Raw genomic sequence first — 23,021 nt, forward strand, 5'->3', positions numbered from 1 at the left:
GATCAAATATTGACTATTGCAATTTATAAGTTAATTTCAATATATATACCATACTAATATTCCTTATATCGTACTTATACACCTCAATTAGCCTGCATGGATATCAGTGATAATACAACCAAGATTATTTTAGCAGTAATGGGTCTAATCACTGCGTTCTTTGCCGGGAAGTTTATTGTTAACAAATTTTCAAGGAGAAAATCTATCAAGTAGATTAACAATACGGTATCTAAAGAAAGTCTTGATTTCAGTCCTTTCTTAGACGGCATTGGTGATTTGTTTTTTTAGTCAGTAAAAAGTTGAAATTGTTGATTATTTCTATCAGGATCTTTGTGAGAGGGAGGATTATATATTTCTTTGATCAGGAGGTCGATAATAGACTCTGATAGATAGTCTTGATACTTTTGATATTTATTTAAAAGTTGTACTAATTTAAAAGTATAATTTTGATCTACTTGAGATAAATAATTCAACTGTTCTAAAATGTATTTCCGTAATTGAACTGAGTATGATAATCCATATTTTCTTCTAAGGTAAAATGCTCTTAAAACATTCGCCTCTCTTGTCGGGTTTAATTTTTTATACTTTGAGTTTTTCTTTAAAATATCTAGCTCTTTATTGATAGCACAAAAATTGTAATGCTTGAAACTGCTCCTAAACTTATGAAGATCTAAAACAAGAGAATCATAATTAAAAAAAGTCCCCTCAGCAATTTTTTCAACATAATTTGCTTCAATATTTTTAACGAGCTCCTTTTTAAACGCCCAGTTATCATCGATACTCCATACATCGATTGCGATTTTTTCTAACTGTATTTTGTATCCTCCTAAACGGTTCTCAGCAAATTCCTTAAAGCAAAGTCTAACAGTATCATCCAATTCATCTTTACTCATTCTAACAATTAAATCAAGGTCCCTTGGTTTTTCCCCGTTTATAACATTTCGGAGAAATCCACCAACGATATAAATATTGTGAAATAAACTTATCTCATATATAAATTTATTTAGAGAAGGGTTTTCCTCGCGCGTTTTTTCAAACTGTGCGAGGAAAATCCTTTTGAATTCTTTTTTATTTTGAGTTTCTCGTAATACCATCATTATAAGGCAATACCCTTCAGTTTTTGGTAATATTTTAGTGCATACGAGTCAGTCATGCCACTTATGAAATCAATTATTAGTTGGAACCTTCTATATTCATGATTAGTTCCAGAATAAATAGTAGAATGGGTCTCAAACATATGCCGTAGACTGTAGGAAATCATATTGTACAATCTAGACTCGTAATTATTACCATTGCTATTAAAATTGTTATTTAGACTTGCTGGTACAAAGATATTCAACAAGCCTTGAATTACTTCCCAGCCAGCCAATTCTGCTTGTATAATTCCCTTATGCTTAAAAACCAGAGTAGAAAGATTTTGATATGCTTTCCTAATATTTTTGGCAGCACAGTTCGATATTAACTCAGTTTTATACTCTCCATTCATGATTAATGAATAGTTAGCTAAAAACTCATTTATTGTCTCTTGGATCATTATTGCCTGTGTAAATATTCTGAATTTGTTAACAGTCAAATTTAACCGATCAGATCCATTTGCTTTGAATGTGCCATAAATATTTTTAAGTTCCATAAGCGTTTTTTCTTCAAGCTCGGTTCCTCCCTTTAGCGATAGTTCAAATGTTTCGTAAATGCTCTCGAAATCCAATGTTCCAAGCTTTACACCGTCTTCAATATCTGCTGCAGAGTAGGCAATATCATCAGCTGCCTCAAGCAGGAAAACAACAGGGTGCCGTTCATTTTTTAAGCCTAGTTTATTCGAAATATGATTATAGTCATCTTCTTCTGTAAGAAAATATCCAAATTTTTTGTCCGCAATATTGCCAGTAGTTTTTCCTTTATTACCCTTGACCGAATTCCTTGGGTATTTAATTATGCTGGCTAATGTAGGAAGAGTTAAATTATAGCTGTATTCATCGCCTAGATATTGAAGTTTGCGGAGAATTCGCAGGGTTTGTACATTCCCATCAAAATATATAAAATCATTTTTTTCTTGTTCTGTCCACAGATTACCTTTATTTCCGTCCGTAAAGAATTTTCTAAAGTAGCTCTTAATTGCAGACTCTCCAAAATGACCGAATGGAGGGTTACCTAAGTCATGAACTAGTCCCGCTACAGCTAATAGTGAAGGAATTTGCCCTATTAATAGACCGTCTAATTCCTTTTGCTGTATCAGCGTTTTCTCTACACTTTTTCCAAGTGACCGGGCTATTGATGATACTTCCAAGGAATGAGTTAGTCGAGTTCTAATAAAATCACTTTCATGTAGTGGGAAAACCTGGGTTTTATCTTGGAGCCGTCGAGTGAAGGAGCTGGAGATAATTCTGCTATAATCATTCTCAAATGGGTCTCTGCCATCAAAGTGTTTTAGAGGACTTCTGGGTCTGAAAGTTTCATTCAAAAGAAGTTGATCCCAATTCATAAGTATTTCAATTGGTGAGTAAAAAATAGCAAGCAAATGCACGAGGGGTAATGTAAAATAAAGAAATTTGACTCATCCTACAAAGCGTAGTTACGAGGACATGATCCGAATGGTTTTAAAACAATAACGCCGGAGATTATGTCTCCGGCGTTAGCCAAGTGCCCAGAACTGGATTCGAACCAGCACACCCTTGCGAGCGCTGCGACCTGAACACAGTGCGTCTACCAATTTCGCCATCTGGGCAACTGTTTTCCGTGTTAAGGGATTGCAAAGGTAGACACTTTTTCTAAACTTCCAAATTTTTAAACTAAAATTTTCTAAAACAACCACACACCATTCATCATCGCCACACCACAAGTGGTCTCAAAAGAATTAACGTAGTTGTCCGGTGTACGGCGCCACCACTGGCCCCACATTAAGCCGTTAGAGTTACGATAGGTCCAGGCCTCAGAAGCATTGTAGTTGAGCCATGTAGCATAGGTGCTTTGCAGGCCATGGTCGCGGACGAACTTACAGGCCCAGCGGGCGAAGATGGCCTTGAATCCCTGGCAGTCGTCGCAGTCATATTCGTCCGGCAGCAGGCCTTGCGCATTACACATATTCGCCTTCGTGTAGTCCATGGCTTTAGCGGCCATTGATTTGTAATTACCGGAAGGGAAGGAGCTATGCAACATGCTGCAGGCGCCGATAAAAGTACCTTGTGTATAAGTACGGGCACCTTCCGTGATCGTACCGGCAGCATTCATGGCGCCTTTTACTTCACCGGAGGAGGTATACAGCTTGCTCACCATCCAGTCGACGATCATCTTGGCCTTGTCCCGGTAGCTTGCATCTCCTGTGGCCTGGTACAGGTACATAGCGCAAATCGCCGCCGGAGCATTGACACAGGCGTTTTTCGTGTTGTTGGCAGTGGTCCACCAGAGACCGCCCCCCAGGTTCGTATCCCAGGCACGGTTCCAGACCATATCGAAGTTATTCTTCGCCATGTCTTTCATACCGCCGTCATTGGTGATCTGAAAGGCGCGGATGCACATTAAAGCGCCCCAGATCACATCATCATTATAGATGTTGGAACTCCATAACAGACCGTAGGCGTCTCTCATACCATTATACAGGTACACCATCTTATTCCGCAGGTCTGCGTCATTATTGGCCGTATACGCGTCTATCAGCGTCTCAATGGCCTCCGCCTGTCGCCAGAAGTCCATTCTGCCCGTGCGGGTCACATCTGAGTAATAATAGGCCTTGAAAGAAGGTCCATAAGTGCCATACTGGTTGTAGAATGCGTTGTTGTAGCACTGCATGGCAAGTAAAGCCTCGGAACGGGTGGGTTGTGCGGCTAGGCCCTTGGTAACATCTGCAGGAGATAGTTTTTGAACGTCTTTTTTGCCGCAGCTGGTCATAGCGAGGGCAAACAGTAATGCCAAAATTCGTGGAATTTTCATGTTTTTCATTTTTTATGAGTGAAGGGTTTTACGACGTGGTTCGTGGAATCTCGGGTTTTCAATCTGCTACCTCAATAGGACAGGCGGGAGGAAAAAATTCCTTACAGGAGCAAAAAATAAAAGCCGCTTCCGGGATGGAAGCGGCTTCAAAAATATATGTGACGCAGGCTTATACAGCTACGTTGAATTCTCTCAGCGTGTCGTTCAAGCTGGTTTTCAGGTCGGTAGACGCTTTACGCTGACCGATGATCAGTGCGCAAGGTACCTGGTATTCGCCGGCAGGGAATTTCTTGGTGTAGGTACCAGGGATCACTACGCTGCGTGCTGGTACACGGCCTTTATATTCAACCGGTTCCGGACCGCTTACGTCGATGATCTTGGTGCTCTTGGTCAGTACCACGTTAGCGCCCAGTACCGCTTCTTTTTCTACGATCACACCTTCTACCACGATGCAGCGGGAGCCGAGGAAACAACCATCTTCGATGATCACAGGACTTGCCTGCAGTGGTTCCAGTACGCCGCCGATGCCTACGCCACCGCTCAGGTGAACATGTTTACCGATCTGCGCGCAGGAGCCTACGGTAGCCCAGGTATCCACCATGGTGCCTTCGTCAACATAAGCGCCGATGTTTACGTAAGATGGCATCAGGATAGCGCCCTTACCAATAAAAGAGCCATAACGGGCTATAGCATGAGGCACTACACGTACGCCCAGGTCCTTGTAGCGGGATTTCAGTTTCATTTTGTCAAAGAACTCGAAAGGTCCCAGATCTATGGTCTCCATTGGCTGGATAGAGAAGTACATCAAAATGGCCTGTTTGATCCATTCGTTTACTATCCATCCGTTCTCGCCCGGTTCGGCCACTCTGCTTTTGCCTTTGTCTACAGCTTCGATCACACATTTTACTGCATCACTGTATTGTGATTCCTGCAATAAAGCGCGATTCTCCCAGGCTGCTTTTATTAGTTCTTTTAGCTCCATCGTTGAAAATTTTTTACAAACATAAGGAAAACCTGTTAGTAGTTGCAAGCTGGGCGCGATTCCTTACCTTTACAGCCCTTTAAATGATGCTATGAATATCGCTTTTGACGCAAAACGGGCCTACCAGAACAATACGGGATTGGGCAATTACAGCCGGACCCTGATTAGCTCCCTGGCTACCTGGTACCCGCAGCATAATTATTATCTCTATGCGCCTAAGCTGACCAACATGTATGCCACGGAGGCCTATGCGAACATTCAGCCTGTATTGCCTGAAAAACGGCTGCACCGCTGGTTCCGCAGCGCGTGGAGAAGCAAATATGTGGTGGGTGAACTGGTGGCCAAAGGCATCGATATCTACCATGGGCTCAGCCACGAGATCCCCTTTGGTATTCATGAAAGTGGCGTGAAGAGCGTCGTGACCATGCACGATCTTATTTTCGAACGCTATCCCGCACAATACAATCCGATCGACGTACAGACCTACAGAAGAAAGGCAAAATATGCCTGTCGTTACGCAGATAAAGTCATCGCCATCAGCGAACAGACCAAACAGGATATCATTCAATATTATAAAACTCCGGCAGAGAAAATAGAAGTGGTTTACCAGAGCTGCGATGAATCTTTTGCCGTTACGCACGACAAGGCTCGTATTGCGCAGATGAAGGAACAGTACGGGCTGCCGGCATCCTATTTCCTGTATGTAGGGTCCATCATAGAAAGAAAGAACCTCCTGGGCATATTGCAGGCTATGCTGCAGCTGAAAGGAGAGATCGACCTGCCCCTGGTGGTATTGGGAGGTGGCAGCAGCTATAAGAACAAGGTGAAGGCTTTTGCCGAAAAACACGACCTTTCGGGGCGGATCATCTGGCTGAATGAGAAGGCCAGGATCGCAGATGCCGATGTGCCATTATTATACCAGGGTGCGGAAGCTTTATTATATCCTTCTATCTTTGAGGGCTTTGGTATCCCCATCCTGGAGGCGCTTTGGAGCCGTACGCCGGTCATCACTTCCTCCGGGTCCTGTTTCGGGGAAACGGGCGGTGATGCCGCTTTATATGTCAATCCCCTGCAGCCGGCCAGTATTGCAGATGCGATGAGACGTGTACTGAATGAACAACCATTCGCAGCAGAAATGAGAACAAAAGGATGGGCGCATGCACAACTGTTCAGCCGGGAAAGATGTGCTGCGGCCGTGATGAAGGTCTACGAAAGTTTATAAATTATGATCGATTTTGAAAATGATGTAACAGCTTCCCTGCAGGTGTTACGCAGCGGGGGCCTGATCCTCTATCCCACAGACACCATCTGGGGTATCGGCTGCGATGCGACCGACGAAGCGGCCGTTAGCAAAGTATTTGCCCTCAAACAAAGGCCGGAGGCCAAAAGCCTGGTCATCCTCCTGGCAGAAGTGCGCGACCTGCTGAAGTATGTGGCGCATACCCCTCCTGATATTGCGGAGATCATCGCAGGCTTTGACCGTCCCACCACTGTCATCTATGAAGGGGCGCTTGACCTTGCTCCGAACGTGATCAACAGCGATGGTACTATCGCAATCCGGATCGTACAGGATACCTTCTGCCGCCACCTGATCAAACGCCTGCGGAAACCATTGGTTTCCACTTCTGCGAACATCAGCGGGCATCCCTCGCCGGCTTCCTTCAGGGAAGTGGAAACAGCCATAAAAGAAGGAGTGGACTATGTTATTAACTACCGGCAGGACGATACGACCCCGGCAACGCCCTCCCGGATCATTAAGCTCCTGAAAGATGGCAGTGTTCAGGTGATCAGATAAAAAAACTTACTTTTGCCGTTTTATTCATTTATGATCAGCAGAAAGCCTATAGATATTCCCTGTACTTTACAGGAACGGAAAGTGTTGGAACAGATAGCATTAGCGGCCCACGAACTGGGTACGCCCTGCTACCTGATCGGCGGCTTTGTGCGGGATAAAATACTGAACAGGCGTACCAAAGATATGGACATTGTATGCGTGGGGGACGGTATCGCCCTTGCTCATAAGGTGGCCGGATATTTTGATAATGCGAAGGTTAGCTTCTTCAAAACCTATGGTACGGCACAGGTCAAATGGAACGACCTGGAAATCGAGTTTGTGGGCGCCAGAAGAGAAAGCTATCGCCACGACTCCCGGAACCCGGATGTGGAACCCGGTACCCTCAAAGATGACCAGCTTCGCCGCGACTTTACCATCAATGCCCTGGCTATCAGCCTCAATGAAGCTGATTACGGCAGCCTGGTAGATCCCTTTGGCGGTATTACCGACCTGGAGGCGAAGATCATCAGAACACCACTGGAACCGGCACAGACCTTCATCGATGATCCCCTGCGGATGATGCGCGCCATACGCTTTGCGTCACAACTGCAGTTCACCATCTCCGAAGAAGCCTTCAGAGGTATCAAAGAGAATGCAGAACGCATCAAGATCATCTCTCAGGAACGGATCTCAGACGAATTCAATAAGATCATGCTGTCGCCCGTGCCTTCCGTAGGCCTCGACCTGCTTTATAAAGCCGGCATTATGAAAATCATACTGCCGCAGATGGTAGACCTCGTAGGGGTGGAAACGGTTGACGGAAAAGGGCATAAGGATAATTTCTATCATACCCTGCAGGTGGTGGACAACATCTCCCGCCATACCAAAGACCTCTGGCTGCGTTGGGCCGCTTTGCTGCATGATATCGGCAAACCCGCCACCAAACGCTTTGAGCAGGGACATGGCTGGACCTTCCACGGACACGATGCGGTGGGAGGGAAGATGGTACCCCGTATCTTCACCAAACTGAAACTACCGCTGCATGAGAATATGCGACTGGTAAAGAAGCTGGTGGAACTGCATCTTCGCCCTATCAGCCTCACAAAAGAGAATATAACCGACTCTGCTATACGCAGATTGCTCTTTGACGCTGGTGATGATATAGATGGCCTGATGATGCTCTGCGAAGCAGATATCACCTCCAAGAATAAAGTGAAGGTAAAGCGCTACCTAGAGAACTTTGAACTGGTGCGCCAGCGACTGAAAGAGGTGGAAGAAAGTGACCGTATCCGCAACTGGCAACCACCCGTTACGGGAGAGATCATTATGGAAACTTTCGGCCTTACGCCTTCCAGGGCCGTGGGCGATCTGAAAAATGCCATCCGCGAGGCTATCCTGGACGGGATCATTCCCAATACCTACGATGCGGCTTTCGCATTCCTGCTTGAAAAGGCGAAAGAGATGGATTTGACACCAGTTAAATAAAAATGTTAATTTAGTAGTGTTAATTAATGTTAACGCTGCCTTTTTCAGGATCGGGTGTGATGTTTGTAATATTGATCTCATCCTGGAAATACCAGATTATTAATAAAATCCTTTATTGTCATGCCTGTTTTGAAATTCAGAGTTTACTGGGAAGAAGATGAAAGTGTGTACAGGGATATTTCCATTAAACCGGACCAGACATTTTTACAATTTCATCAAACTATTTTACAGTCATTCGAATTTGACAATAAACATAAAGCGACTTTTTTCCGTAGCAATGATAACTGGCAACGGGGCAGAGAGATCATCCTTGAACAGGATGGTGCTGCACGTAAGGTAGAACCACTGTTAATGGAAGACACGCCTATCGCCGCAGCTGTAAAAACCCCCAATCAGAAGTTCATCTACCTGTATGACTATGCGAAGAACTGGACATTCCTGGTAGAACTGATCGGCGTATCGAAAGATGAAAACTCCAAAATAGCATATCCTTTCTGCACCAGGAAAGAAGGCCTGGCCCCCAGCCAGTACGGCACCAAAGGTCTCGTAGGCGACAAACTGGTGGAAATGGAAGAGAAATATGACCTCAATAAAGAAGGCATGAGTGAAGACGGCTTCGGAGAAGAAGGAGAGGAAGATACCACCGATTCTGACGACGAAGCAGCTGAAGATAATAGCAACGAAGACATGTATTCGTGAAGACCGTTATTATCATCGCAGGTCCCACGGCGGCGGGCAAAACGGCTAAAGCAATAGAAGTAGCGCAACACTTCGATACAGCCGTTATCTCTGCAGACTCCCGTCAGTGTTATCGTGAAATAAGTATAGGTACAGCAAAACCCAGCCGGCAGGAAATGCAGGCTGTTCCCCATTATTTTATTGATTCCCACTCCATCAGGGAGGAAGTAAGTGCCGGTATTTACGAAAAACTGGCACTCAGCTATGCTGCCGAAGTCTGGAAAGACCGGGATGTAGTGGTGATGTGTGGCGGTACGGGACTGTATATCAAAGCTTTCTGTGAAGGCATTGATAGCATTCCCGCAGCTCCCGCAGCTGTCCGGACGGCCATCCAGGAACGCTATGAAAAAGAAGGCCTGGCCTGGCTGCAGCAGGAAGTGCAGGAGAAAGATCCCGCATTTTATGCCATAGCGGAAATTCAGAATCCACACCGGCTCATAAGGGCATTGGAAGTGTTATATACTACCGGCCAGTCCATTACCATTTTCAGAACAGGGAATGCGGTACAGCGGGACTTCAATATCATCAAAACGGCTATTACCCTTCCCAAAGAACAATTGCACGCTAATATTGAGCGCCGCGTACACCAGATGGTGGCCGATGGCTTGCTGGAGGAGGTACGGGCCGTATTGCCTTACCGCAATCATAACGCCCTGCAGACAGTGGGGTATAAAGAGGTGTTCGATTACCTGGATGCTAAGATCAGCTGGGACGAGGCAGTAGAGCAGATCATTATTCATACCCGCCAGTATGCCAAAAGACAGTTAACCTGGTTTCGTAAAGACAAAGACTTCAAATGGTTTGAAGCAGGCAAAGGCCTGCTGGAAGAAGTAGCGCAACTGCTTAAAACCTGAGGCCACAGGTCAGCGCCATTCTCGTGGTGGCATTGTTGATCTGCGCCGCCGGCGGATTCACATAGCCATCTTTGTTGGGCAATAACTCATAAGGTACCTCCCGCCGCTGCTGACGCCCACCCCTGATCAATGAAAGGTCCATATAATAACCATTGTTAGCTTTATAACCCAAGCCTCCGCTGTAATAAATCCGTGCCCCATCAATGTCCCTATCCCTGTAAGGGCTTCCATAGCGGGCAATGCCGAGTCGTAATGCATAGAGCAGGTATCTTATTTCCGCACCCGCGCGGATATTGGCTGCTGTACGATAGCTTGCTTTTACCTCTTCGGCATAGTGATAATTCTCCAACGCATTCCCGTATTTCAGCTTCATGGAGCGATAGTCGTCCAGCTCATAGTCAACACTGATAAACCCACCGGGAAGCTCCGGATCGTCGGCGGTATTGAACAGCAGCACCGCGCTGGCCGTTGCTTTCCAGGGCGTTCTGAGGCTGTAATTCAGATTGTCGGCTTCCGACTGCGTCGTATCGTCGACCGTATAAATGGTAGATGCCTTTACTACTCCGGCCGATTTGGTGTCGGTCAGCATGTCTGTCTGATACTCCTTGTTCACGCCATACCAGGTGGGCGACTGCAGGGTCAGTCCCAGGTTGAGAGGTGCCACCGGTTTATAGATGCCCCCTAATTTCAGGTTAATGCCTATGCCGTTGGTAGAGGTGATCTGTGTTAGCTGATAGGCGTTCAGGTCGGCATGTACCGGGTTGATATTTTGCTCCTTCCAGGTATCCTGCTGGCCCTGTTTGATAAAGTCAATATTCATACTGCCTCCAATGAACAGCTTCTCGCTATGTTGCTTTCCAAAGACGAGCGCGAGTTCTGTCATGCCCCCATGTGTGAGGACCTGGTGCGATTGATGAACCAGTATGCTGTGGTCGTCCGCCTCGGCTGCAGAAGTGAATTGATACTGATCGCCCGCCCGGTAGGGGCTGATCAGGTAGGTCTTGTATGCCAGGGTGGCCGCATGTCGCATGGCTACGTCCAGTCCGGCAGATAATAAGGCGTCGGGATTGCTGACATGGGCATTGTCTGCCTGGATATAATAATTGAGCGACTGGGAGGAATTGGCTATGATTCCCTGGTAATACACATTTTCCCGGAAGTTGTTGGTCCGGTTCACGCCCATCGCAAATATCAGGGAGCGCTCTTTCTCCTTGCTGCGAATGAGCAGGGTGAAGTTGTCAAACTTCAGACCGCCTTTTTTCGAGTTGTCTTTATTGTCCAGGTAATAGTTGGTATTGTTAATATGCTGATAGCCAATAGAAAAAGAGAGGTCGCTTTTATGAAAGAAACCAGCTGCCGCAGGATTCACGTAGATGGCTGCCACTTCACCGCCCAATGCACCGGTAGCACCTCCGATGGCTTGTCCGCGGGCGGAGCCGACGGAGATATCGCTGCTGAATTTTAAGACGTCCTGCAAGGTTTGCGCTGCAACAGGATATGTGATTGCCGGTAAGGCCAAAGCCAATAATAGTGACAGTTTGTAAGTCATAGGTATGTATAGCCGGCGCAAAAATAGACAAAAATGGGCCTGATCCTCCCGCTATTCGAAAAAAGGGCGTCCACGCAAAGTGAACGCCCTTTCCAGGTAAAATTATGTTTGTTGACGGAATTAGAATTTCCAGCCAAAGGTAGCATTGATATTCGCCTGTTTGCTGTCGATCTTGGCTGCAGCCGGTGTTGTGTAGTGGTCGGCCGGATCAGCATTGGATGACAGTACATATGGCTGGCTGGTGATGGTATTGCTGCCATATACCAGCCCCAGGTCCATGTAGAAGCCGCGGTTCCTGTAACCGATACCACCGGTGAAGTACTCGCGTTTACCGTCGATAGTAATGTTCTTGTACGGACTGCCATACAGGGCATAACCCAACCTGAAAGCGATCACGTGAAGTTTTAACTCACCACCCACGCGGATGTTGGATGCTCCCTGATAGGTTGATTTGATGGCCTGGTTACGCAGATCGGAATCTTCCTTGTCAAAGCTGTTATCATTTCTGAAACGCATCTTCATGGACGCGTAGTCCATGTATTCATAGTCGAAGGTGATGAAACCTGTCGGCTTCCTGGTGTCGGCAGAAGGAGCAAACAGGAAGGCAGCACTCAGCACGCCTTTCCAGGGCGTTCTTACAGTGTACTTGGATTCATCTTCATAACCGTCATTCGTCTCCGTAGAAGAGGCAGATAGTACGCCAAAAGTCTTGGTGGAAGTGGTCATGTCTGTCCGGTAATTATCTGTAAAGCTGATCCAGGAAGGGGAGTGGAAGGTAGCTCCCAGGCTCAGGGCCTTAACAGGTTTATAAATACCACCAACTTTAAGGTTGATACCGGTTCCTTCTGATCTGAGGCTTTCGGTAACATCAAAGCTGTTCAGGTCTGTAGGAACGGTGTTCTGGTTCGTTTCCTTCCAGGTCCTTGAATTTTTGTAGGTCATGGTCGGAATATTCACGCTACCGCCGAGGTACAACTTATCGTCATAGTTGGCGGCAAATGCGAAAGCCACATCATAGGCGCCTCCTTTGGCGTCGACGATGTTCTCCTGTTTTACATTGATACTGCGATCCTGTGCCTGTGCCGCAGAATAGAAAAAGCCATCCGGCTGACCATTGTTCATGTAAGGAGAGATCAGTCCTGTCTGGTAAGCCAGTGCAGAAGTATGTGCGAGGGAGCCGATGGTCTGGCTGCCGCCCAGCTGTTCCTGCGGATTGGTAACGCCTGCTGCTTCTGCATCGAGGTAATAATTCAATGACAGGGAGGAGCTTGTATTGGTGCCGGTATAATAGATCCGCTGATTGTAGTTCTGTGTGCGGTTCAGTCCCAGTCCGAAGCTGAAGTTCTGCCATTTGCTGTCCGGCTTCTTCCTTCTGCCACCAAAGATCAGGGTAACATTGGAAATGAGGGGGATGAACTTGTTATCATCGCCCTTCGTGTTCAGGTAGGTGCCTGTGTTGGAAATATTCTGGAAACCAACGGTAAAGGAGAAATCATTTGTTCTGAAAAAGCCAAGTCCCGCCGGGTTGACGTACAGGGAAGAAGATTCGCCGCCCAAAGCGCCCAGGGCGCCACCTACTGATTGTGCTCTTGTTGTACCTGAAGGTGAAGTTGTGCTGAATCGTAAGGCATCGTCTATTGTTTGTGCATGCAGGGACACACAGGTTCCTGTCAATGCCAGGGCGAATACCATTCTTTTAATCATCATAGTAGAATTAAGGGTTAAAAAATACCCTGGCTTTTGACCAGGGTACATTTTTTAGAATATCAATGATCAAATCATTTAAGTATTAATTTCTTGATCTGCCTGCGCGACCACCACCGCCGCCGCCACCGATGGAACCACCACCACCGCCACCAGATCTGGGCGTATAGGATGGAGCCGGTGTATAAGAACGCTGTGGTTGCTGCATTGGCTGGAATGACCTGGTAGGAGGATTGTAAGATCCGCTGGTACGGCCACCGCCATCGCCACCTACAGGACGTTCGCCTGAAGAAGGTGTAAATGAACGTCTTGGAGTGTAGTACCCGTCAGGATTGGTTCTGCCACCTGCGCTGGAATTGGAACCATCCACCACACGTCCACCCGGATTGGTAACATTACCTCTTCTGGAAGGAATATAATCCGTTCTGGTTGTACGTCCGCCAGGATTAGGCGTTGTACCGCCAACTACCCTGCTGGGATAAGAAGTTCCAAAGCTGCCACGTGTACGGCGTCCCGGAGAAGAATAACCGTAGTAGCCGCCGTGACCACCCCAGTAACCACCAGGATATCCGTAGTAGCCACCGCCATAATATCCACCATAGTACCATGGGTTGTAAGACCAGCTGCTGTACCATGGGCTATACCAGCCACTGTACCATGGATTGTAACCCCAGCCGTAACCGATGCCTATGCTGATGGAAGGGCCCCAGAAAGAGCTGTAGTAAGGAGAACCCCAGCCATAGCCGAAGCCGGTACCATAGTAGCTGCTGATGCCCCAGCCACTGCCGTAGTAAGGACTACCGTAATAACCGGAATATACATTTGGTGAATAGTAATCGTAGTAGGAACCCTTGTAGTTCCTGTTAAACATGTCTATACGGCGTGAATAATCTCCCTGATCTTCGTCGTCGTATGTAACATAGGTACCACCGTCGCCGTCGGCATCCGTTTCACTAACGTTATCATTATTTTGATTATTGCTGGCTGCATAAGTGGGTTTAACTCTCGGAGAGTAGTACACATCATCCGGAGTTTGTGTGGTTTTATATGCTGAGGAACAACTGCTTAAAATAAACAGTGCCACTGCAGCGAGGTAAGGAACTGATTTCATTTGTCGGAATTTTTTAGCCTGATTTCTATAGTAAATTTACACTATTTTTAACGTAAAGAACGGTTAATGCTACAATAATATCTAGCCACTCATAATATTTTACCAAACTGTTTGCACGTTTCTGATTTTCATGTAGGTTTGTGACATTTTACCTTTTGGTAATATATCTGGTACAAATATTAAGCCAAATTCAGATTTGTTTTAAAATATATGTACCGGCCACGATTATAAATATTTCAACGCTATATGAGTAAAGAGATCACAGCCCGTTCTGAAGATTATTCACAATGGTACAATGATTTGGTTCTGAAAGGAGGATTGGCAGATTATTCTGCGGTGAAGGGATGTATGGTGATCAAGCCATACGGTTTTGCACTTTGGGAAGGCATGAGAGATGTGCTGGACAAAAAATTCAAAGACACCGGACACCAGAACGCTTACTTCCCCTTATTCATTCCTAAAAGCTTCCTGAGTAAAGAGGAAGATCATATTGAAGGCTTCGCCAAGGAGTGCGCGGTCGTAACACACCACCGTCTGATGAAGAATCCGAACGGTAAGGGTGTGGTGGTAGATCCTACCGCCAAACTGGAGGAAGAACTGATCGTTCGTCCTACTTCCGAAACAATTATCTGGAATACATATAAAGACTGGATCCAGTCTTACCGCGACCTGCCCCTGCTGATTAACCAGTGGGCGAACGTTGTACGCTGGGAAATGCGTACCCGCCTCTTCCTGCGTACTGCCGAATTCCTCTGGCAGGAAGGTCATACTGCACATGCTACCGCTGAAGAAGCGATCGCTGAAACAAAGCAGATGCTGGAAGTATACGCTGACTTCGCAGAGAACTATATGGCAATGCCGGTAGTAAGAGGCGTAAAATCGCCTGCTGAGCGTTTCGCCGGTGCTATCGACACTTATTGTATTGAGGCGCTGATGCAGGATGGTAAGGCCCTGCAGGCAGGTACCTCTCACTTCCTCGGTCAGAATTTTGCCAAGGCATTTGATGTACAGTTCTCCAACAAAGAGAACAAACTGGAATATGTATGGGCTACCTCCTGGGGTGTATCTACCCGTCTGATCGGTGCGCTGGTAATGGCGCACAGCGACGACGACGGCCTGGTACTGCCTCCGCGTATCGCTCCTTTACAGGTGGTGATCGTGCCTATCTATAAAGGCGATGACCAGAAGGCGAAGATCGATGCAAAAGTACACGAGATCATGGGCCAGCTGAAGAAAGCCGGTATCCGTGTAAAATATGACGATAGCGACAACGCCCGTCCGGGATGGAAATTTGCAGAATATGAAATGAAAGGTGTGCCTGTGCGCATTGCACTGGGCGCCCGCGACCTGGAAAATAATGTGGCTGAAGTGGCCCGCCGCGACACCAAAACAAAGGAAAGTCTGCCGCTGGATGGCCTGGCAGAACGTATCGGTACGCTGCTGGAAGATATTCAACAGCAGATGTACAACAAAGCGCTGAGCTTCCGCGACGAACATATCACGCCTGCCAATACCATGGAAGAATTTGAACGCCTGCTGGAAGAAAAAGGAGGATTCATCTCTGCTCACTGGGATGGCACCACCGAAACAGAAGAAAAGATCAAGGAGCGCACTAAAGCAACAATACGTTGCATACCTTTAAACAATAAGCAGGAGGCTGGTACCTGTATCCTGACAGGTAAACCTTCTACGCAAAGGGTATTATTTGCCCGTGCATATTAAAAAGATTTACCGGTAGTGCCAGCCGACGCTGGTACTGCCGGTTTAATTCTAAAAATCCGACCCGTCTTGATGCCTAAGGTCCGTTATATGTTTTTATGGTGGATACTAATGGTTCTGAGCACTGTCAAAGCAGCTGCTCAGGGACCTATGATCCGTAACTATAACGTAAAGGATGGTCTCGCGAATGCTACAGTCTACGCCGTTGTGCAGGACAAGGAAGGATTTATCTGGTTTTCAACTCCCACCGGTGTCAGTAAATTCGATGGCAAACGCTTCCGCAACTACTCAAAAAAAGACGGGCTGACCGACAATGATGTCGTGAAACTCGCCGCCGATTCGAAAGGACGCGTCTGGTTCTTTACACTCAACGGTTTACCTTCTTTTTTCTGGAATTACACCATTCACACCAGTCAGAATGATTCCTCCCTGTATGTGGACGCCCGCGGCAAATACATGCAGTATATGTTTGAAGATTATGCGGGATTCATCTGGTTCCTGAATACCGATAATCGTATCATACAATACAGCGGCAGGAAGATGACTTACGACAAGCTGGGCGCCCGGCCTACAGACCTGTTCTACTTCCTCCGTAACGATACTATTTTCAAACCCCGGCAGCCTTACTTTAACCTGGTTGATCTGAGCGATATCGATCACCCGGATCAGAAAATAGAGAACACAGGTTTTCCCCTTGACCAGGCGGTGCTTGAACGTACACGGAAACATCCCGTGATCATCGTAGACAATAATCTGTATACCTACAGTAATAAAGAGGCTGTTTGTTTTTTCAGGGGAAGCGACTGGGGCATAAGAGATGAGATCAGTAATATTTGTGTGGATAATGATAATTTGTGGATAGGTACCCCAAGAACGCTTTATTACCTGAAAGGATTTTTCCGCGGCGAAAAGAAGCCTGTTAAATTGCTGGAAAATCACTACATCACCTCGCTGCTTAAAGACAGGGATGGCAATATCTGGATCACAACCTTTGGAGACGGTGTTTATTATATCCCCTACAAGAATTTTTATTTTAACTATCTCGACAATACGAATGGCCTGTTTTCACACTCGATCTTCAGTATCTGTAAAGACGAGAAGACCGGTCTGCTCCTGATAGGACAGAATGCCGGCGTATTAAATACAATAGATACAAATAACCAGTTCCGCCAGTTCAACCTGGATACCACCAGTGGACGGAACAGCATTCTCAGTATTCTACCGTACAGGCAGAATGAAATGCTGATCGGTACTGACAACGGGTTGTTTTCGTTTAATACGGTCCAGCAGAAAAAAACATTGCTGAAGCGGGTGAATACACTGAAAGATGTCGATATCAGTCCCAATGGCAAAATACGTATAGCGGCTAAAAATCAGGTGATCTGTGGAGATGATTATACGATCAGCAAGAAAGAAGAGCTGATTACTTCCATTGCGTGTATCAATGATTCGGCTTATTATGTCGGTACCGACGCCGGGCTGTTTTATAGTGATGATCGCATCCGCAAACTGAAAATATGGACAACTAAACCTGCCTTTGATTTAAGCATTAAAGACCTGAAATGGATCGACGGCGAGCTCTGGATAGGCACCAGCGATCACGGGCTTTATGTGCTCGGTACAGATCACAGCGTCATCACGCATTTGAGTACGGCAGACAAACTTGTCAGCGATATCTGTCAGCAGTTGTATTATGATGGCATAGGCCGCTTATATGTCGCTACCAATAAAGGGGTTTCCGTTATTGATGTGAAAACAAAAGCGCTCATCCGTAACATCACATCCAACGATGGGCTGATGAGTGATGATGCACGCAGTGTATATTATCAGCGGGGCATCTTATATATTGCTACATCCAACGGTCTTAGTTATTTCAATGATGCGAAGATGCCGGTAGATACGGTACCGCCGGCTATTTACCTGAATCATGTGCGGTATGGCGACAGTACCTACCTGCCCGGGAAACAATTTGTGCTGATGTACCAGCGGAAGGCCTCTTTTGAGGTGGAATTCGGCGCTATCGCCTATGATCTCCCTGACCTGGTAGAGTACCAGTACAATTTTTCTTCAGATACTTCGAGTGGATGGATCACGACAATGTCTAATATCGTACCTTTCCCGGACCTGCAGCCGGACACCTATCAGTTGCAGATCAGGGCAAGGAAATATAAAAGCGACTGGAGTCAGCCGGTGGTCATTACCGTTACCATTCTGCCGCGCTGGTACCAGCAATGGTGGGCGAGAGGGATCCTGATACTGCTAGGCTTAATATTGGTGGCTTTCGTGCTGAGGGACGTCATCAGAAGGATACAGCGGGCGGAGATGAGGAAGACGGAGTATAACAGGCGGATAGCGGAACTGGAAGCCAAAGCGCTGACAAACCAGATGAACCCTCACTTCATCTTCAATTCACTGAACTCAGTGCAGCACCTGATCATGGAAAAAGAGGAGAAGCAGGCGCTGAACTTCCTGTCAGATTTTGCCACCCTGATGCGGCAGATGCTGAACAATTCCCGGAAGTCATTTATATCGCTGGAAGAGGAGATAGCCTTCCTGACGCGCTATATCGAACTGGAGAAGATCCGTTTTGCCAACGTGTTCACCTACCAGTTCATACAGCAGGATGACCTGAAAGATTATACGATCTATATACCGCCTATGATCATACAACCGATTGTTGAAAATGCCATCAAGCACGGTCTCGCCCCAAAGAACGGCAGCGGAAGGCTGGAGGTAAAACTGGTGCTTCGTGAAGATATGTTATATTGCTCCGTAGACGATGACGGGATAGGGTGGGAGCGTGCTAATGAGATCAAAAGCGGGCGACTGGTAAAGCACGAATCAACGGCTTTGAGCGTGATTAGGGAAAGGTTGCAGATTATAAAATCTTTTAATGGAAATGTTGGAAAGTTAGAAATTATTGATAAATTTAAGTCTGGTTTCGGCAATAAGGAGGGTACCCTGGTTGAAATTCTGATTCCCATTGTTAAGATGTTATGAGTAATATAAAAGCTGCGATCGTAGACGATGAAGTCCGCAACATCCATATTTTGCGAAATATTCTGGAGAATTACTGTAAAGATGTTACGGTAGCGGGTGAGGCTCAGAACATTCATGACGCGGCGGAAATGATCAAGAATACCCAGATAGACGTCTTGTTTCTGGATATTGAAATGCCGCCCCATAATGGCTTCCAGCTACTGGAAATGTTCCCTGTGTTGAACTTCGAAGTGATTTTCATTACAGCCTTTCAGGAATATGCATTGCAGGCGATCAAATTTGCTGCATTAGATTATCTGCTCAAACCTATCAAGGTGAGTGAGGTGGAAGATGCTTTGGAAAAAGTGAAGAAGAGCAAAAAAGGCCGCCTCAACGAACTGGCATCTATCCTCAAGGACTACGTTAAGAACAATGACAACGCTTTCTCCAAGATAGTCATCCCTGTTAATGACGGTTACAACGTTATCGATCTGAAAGACATCATTTACTGCGAAGCATTTGACAGCTATACCAAAATTCAGCTGATCAACAACGTATCGCATCTCATCTCCAAATCACTGAAAGAGTATGAAGAAATGCTGTCCGATAAGGGTTTCTATCGTGTACATAAATCCTTCCTGATCAACATCCATCATATCGTCAAGATCATCAAGGGCCTGGGCACCGCTGTAGTCATGAGCGACCAGAAAAACATTCCTATCTCTTCCCGTAAGAAAGATGAATTCTTCGCCCAGCTGAAAGGGGTGATCAATTTGTAAGCGAGTTTCATTTATTGTAACACAACTGCTGCCGCCGTGAGGGGGCTTTTGGTGTTTGTGCTTTCATATCCAATCCATCCCATTCGTCATATTCATTTCCGTTCCATTTTTCCGTTTTCATAAATCCATTTCATTCCCCGGCGGTATTCCGTGTTATTTTTCATTCCCCGGGTTATTCGTTGTTGTTATCCACCCCCCGGGGTTAATCCGTGTTATTTTTCATTCCCCCGGGTTATCACCGGGGGCTACAAACACGGGCACTCCTAACGGAGTGCACAGCGCGGCCTGATGGTCTGTTTCATTCCTAATCCCCGTATTTAATTTCGTTTCCGGTTTTCGTTGCGTTTTAATCTGTTTTTATTTCTCCATGTATTCCCCGTTGTTTTTCCATTCTGGGTTATTTCTTGTTGTTGTCCATCCCCAGGTTGGCACCCATTGTTTTCATCCCGGGGTCATTTCATATTGTTATCCATCCCGGGCGGTATTCCGTGTTATTTTTCATTCCCCGGGGTTATTCATTGTTGTTATCCATCCCCCCCGGGTTAATCCGTGTTATTTTTCATCCCCCGGGTTATCACCCGGGGCTACAAACACGGGCACTCCTAACGGAGTGCATAGCGCGACCTGATGGTCTGTTTCATTCCTAATCTCCGTATCTAATTTTGTTTCCGGTTTTCGTTGCGTTTTCCGTTGGGTTTTCATCCGTTTTTATTTCTCCATGTATTCCCGGTTGTTATCCATCCCCGGGTCATTTCATGTTGTTTTCCATCCCTGGCGGTATTCCGTGTTATTTTTCATTCCCGGGTTATTCGTTGTTGTTATCCATCCCCCGGGGTTAATCCGTGTTATTTTTTATTCCCCGGGTAATTCGTTGTTGTTATCCATTCCCCCGGGTTAATCCGTGTTATTTTTCATTCCCCCGGGTTATCACCCGGGGCTACAAACACGGGCACTCCTAACGGAGCGCATAGCGCGACCTGATGGTCAGTTTCATTTCCTAATCTCCGTATCTAATTTTGTTTTCGGTTTTCGTTGCGTTTTCCGTTGGGTTTTCATCCGTTTTTATTTCTCCATGTGTTCCCCGTTGTTTTCCAACCTGGGTTATTTCTTGTTGTTATCCATCCCCCGGTTGGCCCCCATTTTTTTCATCCCGGGGTCATTTCATATTGTTATCCATCCCCGGTGGTATTCCGTGTTATTTTTCATTCCCCCGGGGTTATTTTTTGTTGTTATCCATCCCCCCGGGTTATCACCCGGGGCTACAAACACGGGCACTCCTAACGAAGTGCATAGCGCGGTCTAACGGTCTGTTTCATATAGACGTCTAACTATATTTTGGAGGCCGTACGCAGGCGAGCGGGCAGGTGGGAATCGCTGGCCTTAGTTGTTTGAAGTATGCTGATGCGACCAACCAGGGGTTAAATAAATATTCAACAGCCAGCCCGCCATCCCAAAGCTAAATATCAAGGAACTTCAAAAAACTACAGCCAGTGATCACAGCCTGCACCGTGAGCAAGAAGGCCAACGCAATAATCACTGTCAGCCTGCATAACGACAACCAGTGAGCAAGAAGGCAATAATCATCTCCAGAAAGGCAACCTGCAAGCCAGAAACACGCAAAAAAAAGAAAGTCCCGGAATCACCCGGGACCTTCTCTCCTTAACCTATAAATCTATATGAAAACGCTTAAAACTCTGTTCCATTCGCAAGATCAATATTATAATAATACACCCCATTCAACTCAGGATACACCCCTTCAACCTGCACTTTCTTCTGTTTCTCCAGTATCCTCCTCAACTCCTCCACTGAATTCACCGGCTGACCGCCAGCTTTCAGTATAATGAAAGACCGCTTCATATTAGTCTGTTTCTTTAGCACCCCACCGCCGATATTATCAACATACACACCGCCACGGATACCCAGTTTGGCAGCATCGGCTTTATCGAGCGTTACCAGGTCAGCGCCCAATGCATCGAGTACGCTGGTCTTGATAATGTCGGTATTACCGTCAGCATTTTTGAGGATAGTGCTGGTCGTATATTGTTTATCGTTACGCATGTAGCTGATGCTGATCTTATCGCCTGGTTTATAACGGGCGATCTGTTCTGTCATCTGTGGGATGGAAGGTGTTTCTACGCCGTTGATGCCAGTGATCACGTCACCTTTTTTGATGCCTGCAGCAGCAGCGGAACCGGTTTCCTGTACACCTGTTACGGTTACACCGTTGATGTCTCTTCTGATACCTGCTTCAGCCCATCTTTCTTCAGGAATGCTGGTCGGATCCTGGTAATAGATACCCAGGTATGCACGCTGCACATTGCCATATTTCATGAGGTCATTCACTACTTTCTTCACCAGGTTCACCGGGATAGCGTAGGAGTAACCAGCATAGGCGCCGGTAGGAGAAGCGATGGCGGAGTTGATGCCGATCAGTTCACCGGCGGTGTTGATCAAAGCACCACCACTATTACCCTGGTTCACCGCAGCATCTGTCTGGATGAATGATTCTATGGCATTTCTTCTTACCTGTTTGTTGATACCGATGGTACGGGCTTTGGCACTTACGATACCTGCAGTAACGGTCGTTTCCAGGTTTAACGGATAACCAACTGCCAGTACCCATTGGCCTATTTCCACATCGTCGGAATTACCATAGAGCAGGTACGGAAGATTTTTAGCGTCGATCTTGATCACTGCCAGGTCGGTATTCGGGTCGGTACCGATCACTTTTGCCTTGTACGTTTTGTAGTTGTTGAGCGTTACGGCTATTTCATCCGCATCATCCACTACGTGGTTGTTGGTAATGATATAACCGTCGTCGGAGATCAGCACTCCGGAACCGGAGGCCATCTGGCCGGGAACGTAGTATTTACGTCCACCGCCTTCACCCTGGAATTCGTCACCGAAAAAGTCATCGCCGAAAAGGTCCTGTAAAACACTTCTCCTTCTCTGGAGGTTGTTGGTCACCTGACGGGGATTGATCTTTGTTTTGATATGTACTACTCCAGGTACCGCTATTTTAGCCGCCTGGCTAAAATCGGTAGGAGGCGTTGCATTCTTCACTTCGGCGCCAGGCATGTAACTGGCGTAATTTACAGGGATGTTCTCTGATCCATTCTGATAGGGGCCTGCCTGCCGTGGTTGGTACCTGTTGTACGCATAGATGCTGGCAACAGCAGTTGCCGCGCTGATTAGTACAGTTGCCGCAATTTGCCGGAATTTCATATGTTTCGTTGTTTAAAGTTTAAATTTTATACGGAATGAGCATCAATTTGCATGCCTTCTGATACAAATTTAAGGGGGCATGCCAGTGAACATTAACCACTCCTGTTACTTTAACACATTTTTATATGAATAGTTAATATGATCTTAACGCCACGACTGACAGATTGTTGTTTTTCATGACAAGATTGTAGTTATCCG

At 46.4% G+C, this 23,021-nt stretch carries 16 protein-coding genes and 1 tRNA gene; 8 read left to right on the plus strand and 9 right to left on the minus strand.

Going from position 1 to position 23,021, the window contains the following annotated elements:
- Positions 1-284 precede the first annotated feature (284 nt).
- The 5 genes from MYF79_RS13705 to MYF79_RS13725 all read right to left on the minus strand — a co-directional run bounded on the left by MYF79_RS13705 (position 285) and on the right by MYF79_RS13725 (position 4,906).
- The gene (locus MYF79_RS13705; RefSeq protein WP_247814494.1) at positions 285-1,097 is read right to left on the minus strand and encodes a hypothetical protein; all 813 of its coding nucleotides are present in this window, start codon (positions 1,095-1,097) and stop codon (positions 285-287) included.
- Positions 1,097-2,479 carry a dGTP triphosphohydrolase gene (gene dgt, locus MYF79_RS13710; RefSeq protein WP_247814495.1) on the minus strand — a complete coding sequence of 461 codons (1,383 nt, stop codon included), beginning with the start codon at positions 2,477-2,479 and terminating at the stop codon, positions 1,097-1,099. Before dgt ends, MYF79_RS13705 begins: the two co-directional genes overlap by 1 nt.
- 159 nt (positions 2,480-2,638) lie before the next feature.
- Positions 2,639-2,722, minus strand: a tRNA-Leu gene (locus tag MYF79_RS13715).
- A 74-nt stretch (positions 2,723-2,796) separates the two neighbouring features.
- Positions 2,797-3,924: a glycoside hydrolase family 76 protein gene (locus tag MYF79_RS13720; protein WP_247814497.1), complete on the minus strand. Its 1,128-nt coding sequence runs from the start codon at positions 3,922-3,924 to the stop codon at positions 2,797-2,799.
- Between the two features lie 169 nt (positions 3,925-4,093).
- Entirely contained in the window at positions 4,094-4,906 is an 813-nt protein-coding gene (locus MYF79_RS13725) for a 2,3,4,5-tetrahydropyridine-2,6-dicarboxylate N-succinyltransferase (RefSeq protein ID WP_247814498.1), read from the minus strand.
- Positions 4,907-4,997: 91 nt separating this feature from the next.
- On the opposite strand from MYF79_RS13725, the gene MYF79_RS13730 reads away from it, so the two are divergent.
- The 5 genes from MYF79_RS13730 to miaA all read left to right on the plus strand — a co-directional run bounded on the left by MYF79_RS13730 (position 4,998) and on the right by miaA (position 9,757).
- Complete coding sequence (locus tag MYF79_RS13730) at positions 4,998-6,128, plus strand: glycosyltransferase family 4 protein (RefSeq protein WP_247814500.1); 1,131 nt, start codon at positions 4,998-5,000, stop codon at positions 6,126-6,128.
- A gap of 3 nt (positions 6,129-6,131) precedes the next feature.
- Positions 6,132-6,701 (plus strand): L-threonylcarbamoyladenylate synthase, encoded by a 570-nt coding sequence (locus tag MYF79_RS13735; RefSeq protein WP_247814501.1) that lies wholly within the window; start codon positions 6,132-6,134, stop codon positions 6,699-6,701.
- Between the two features lie 30 nt (positions 6,702-6,731).
- Positions 6,732-8,165, plus strand: coding sequence for a CCA tRNA nucleotidyltransferase (locus tag MYF79_RS13740; protein ID WP_247814503.1), 1,434 nt, complete (start codon positions 6,732-6,734; stop codon positions 8,163-8,165).
- Positions 8,166-8,285: 120 nt separating this feature from the next.
- The gene (locus tag MYF79_RS13745; protein WP_247814504.1) at positions 8,286-8,864 is read left to right on the plus strand and encodes a plasmid pRiA4b ORF-3 family protein; all 579 of its coding nucleotides are present in this window, start codon (positions 8,286-8,288) and stop codon (positions 8,862-8,864) included.
- Positions 8,861-9,757 (plus strand): tRNA (adenosine(37)-N6)-dimethylallyltransferase MiaA, encoded by an 897-nt coding sequence (gene miaA, locus MYF79_RS13750; protein WP_247814506.1) that lies wholly within the window; start codon positions 8,861-8,863, stop codon positions 9,755-9,757. Before MYF79_RS13745 ends, miaA begins: the two co-directional genes overlap by 4 nt.
- Here miaA and MYF79_RS13755 read toward each other — a convergent pair.
- The 3 genes from MYF79_RS13755 to MYF79_RS13765 form a co-directional block, all read right to left on the minus strand.
- A complete protein-coding gene (locus MYF79_RS13755) occupies positions 9,747-11,306 on the minus strand; it encodes a hypothetical protein (protein WP_247814508.1) in 1,560 nt (519 codons plus the stop codon). The genes miaA and MYF79_RS13755 overlap by 11 nt on opposite strands.
- Before the next feature lie 120 nt (positions 11,307-11,426).
- On the minus strand, positions 11,427-13,013 hold the full coding sequence (locus MYF79_RS13760) for an OmpP1/FadL family transporter (protein WP_247814509.1): 1,587 nt from the start codon (positions 13,011-13,013) through the stop codon (positions 11,427-11,429).
- An 82-nt stretch (positions 13,014-13,095) separates the two neighbouring features.
- The gene (locus MYF79_RS13765; protein WP_247814511.1) at positions 13,096-14,121 is read right to left on the minus strand and encodes a hypothetical protein; all 1,026 of its coding nucleotides are present in this window, start codon (positions 14,119-14,121) and stop codon (positions 13,096-13,098) included.
- 246 nt (positions 14,122-14,367) lie between these two features.
- Here MYF79_RS13765 and proS point away from each other — a divergent pair, with 246 nt between their 5' ends.
- The 3 genes from proS to MYF79_RS13780 all read left to right on the plus strand — a co-directional run bounded on the left by proS (position 14,368) and on the right by MYF79_RS13780 (position 19,598).
- Positions 14,368-15,843 carry a proline--tRNA ligase gene (gene proS, locus MYF79_RS13770; RefSeq protein WP_247814513.1) on the plus strand — a complete coding sequence of 492 codons (1,476 nt, stop codon included), beginning with the start codon at positions 14,368-14,370 and terminating at the stop codon, positions 15,841-15,843.
- A gap of 69 nt (positions 15,844-15,912) precedes the next feature.
- Positions 15,913-18,840 (plus strand): two-component regulator propeller domain-containing protein, encoded by a 2,928-nt coding sequence (locus MYF79_RS13775; protein WP_247814514.1) that lies wholly within the window; start codon positions 15,913-15,915, stop codon positions 18,838-18,840.
- On the plus strand, positions 18,837-19,598 hold the full coding sequence (locus tag MYF79_RS13780; RefSeq protein WP_012793534.1) for a LytR/AlgR family response regulator transcription factor: 762 nt from the start codon (positions 18,837-18,839) through the stop codon (positions 19,596-19,598). The genes MYF79_RS13775 and MYF79_RS13780 overlap by 4 nt, the downstream gene beginning before the upstream one ends.
- Positions 19,599-21,284: 1,686 nt before the next feature.
- Here MYF79_RS13780 and MYF79_RS13785 read toward each other — a convergent pair.
- Entirely contained in the window at positions 21,285-22,823 is a 1,539-nt protein-coding gene (locus MYF79_RS13785; RefSeq protein ID WP_247814515.1) for a trypsin-like peptidase domain-containing protein, read from the minus strand.
- Between the last annotated feature and the right edge of the window lie 198 nt (positions 22,824-23,021).

Origin of the sequence: Chitinophaga filiformis (genome assembly GCF_023100805.1) — a bacterium.
Classification (GTDB): Bacteria; Bacteroidota; Bacteroidia; order Chitinophagales; family Chitinophagaceae; genus Chitinophaga; species Chitinophaga filiformis_B.

Bases quoted from the DNA above. Each gene is read 5' to 3' on its own strand.
- MYF79_RS13705 (WP_247814494.1), bottom strand. From the start codon at position 1,097: ATGATGGTATTACGAGAAACTCAAAATAAAAAAGAATTCAAAAGGATT.
- dgt (WP_247814495.1), bottom strand. From the start codon at position 2,479: ATGAATTGGGATCAACTTCTTTTGAATGAAACTTTCAGACCCAGAAGT.
- MYF79_RS13720 (WP_247814497.1), bottom strand. From the start codon at position 3,924: ATGAAAATTCCACGAATTTTGGCATTACTGTTTGCCCTCGCTATGACC.
- MYF79_RS13725 (WP_247814498.1), bottom strand. From the start codon at position 4,906: ATGGAGCTAAAAGAACTAATAAAAGCAGCCTGGGAGAATCGCGCTTTA.
- MYF79_RS13730 (WP_247814500.1), top strand. From the start codon at position 4,998: ATGAATATCGCTTTTGACGCAAAACGGGCCTACCAGAACAATACGGGA.
- MYF79_RS13735 (WP_247814501.1), top strand. From the start codon at position 6,132: ATGATCGATTTTGAAAATGATGTAACAGCTTCCCTGCAGGTGTTACGC.
- MYF79_RS13740 (WP_247814503.1), top strand. From the start codon at position 6,732: ATGATCAGCAGAAAGCCTATAGATATTCCCTGTACTTTACAGGAACGG.
- MYF79_RS13745 (WP_247814504.1), top strand. From the start codon at position 8,286: ATGCCTGTTTTGAAATTCAGAGTTTACTGGGAAGAAGATGAAAGTGTG.
- MYF79_RS13755 (WP_247814508.1), bottom strand. From the start codon at position 11,306: ATGACTTACAAACTGTCACTATTATTGGCTTTGGCCTTACCGGCAATC.
- MYF79_RS13760 (WP_247814509.1), bottom strand. From the start codon at position 13,013: ATGATGATTAAAAGAATGGTATTCGCCCTGGCATTGACAGGAACCTGT.
- MYF79_RS13765 (WP_247814511.1), bottom strand. From the start codon at position 14,121: ATGAAATCAGTTCCTTACCTCGCTGCAGTGGCACTGTTTATTTTAAGC.
- proS (WP_247814513.1), top strand. From the start codon at position 14,368: ATGAGTAAAGAGATCACAGCCCGTTCTGAAGATTATTCACAATGGTAC.
- MYF79_RS13775 (WP_247814514.1), top strand. From the start codon at position 15,913: ATGCCTAAGGTCCGTTATATGTTTTTATGGTGGATACTAATGGTTCTG.
- MYF79_RS13780 (WP_012793534.1), top strand. From the start codon at position 18,837: ATGAGTAATATAAAAGCTGCGATCGTAGACGATGAAGTCCGCAACATC.
- MYF79_RS13785 (WP_247814515.1), bottom strand. From the start codon at position 22,823: ATGAAATTCCGGCAAATTGCGGCAACTGTACTAATCAGCGCGGCAACT.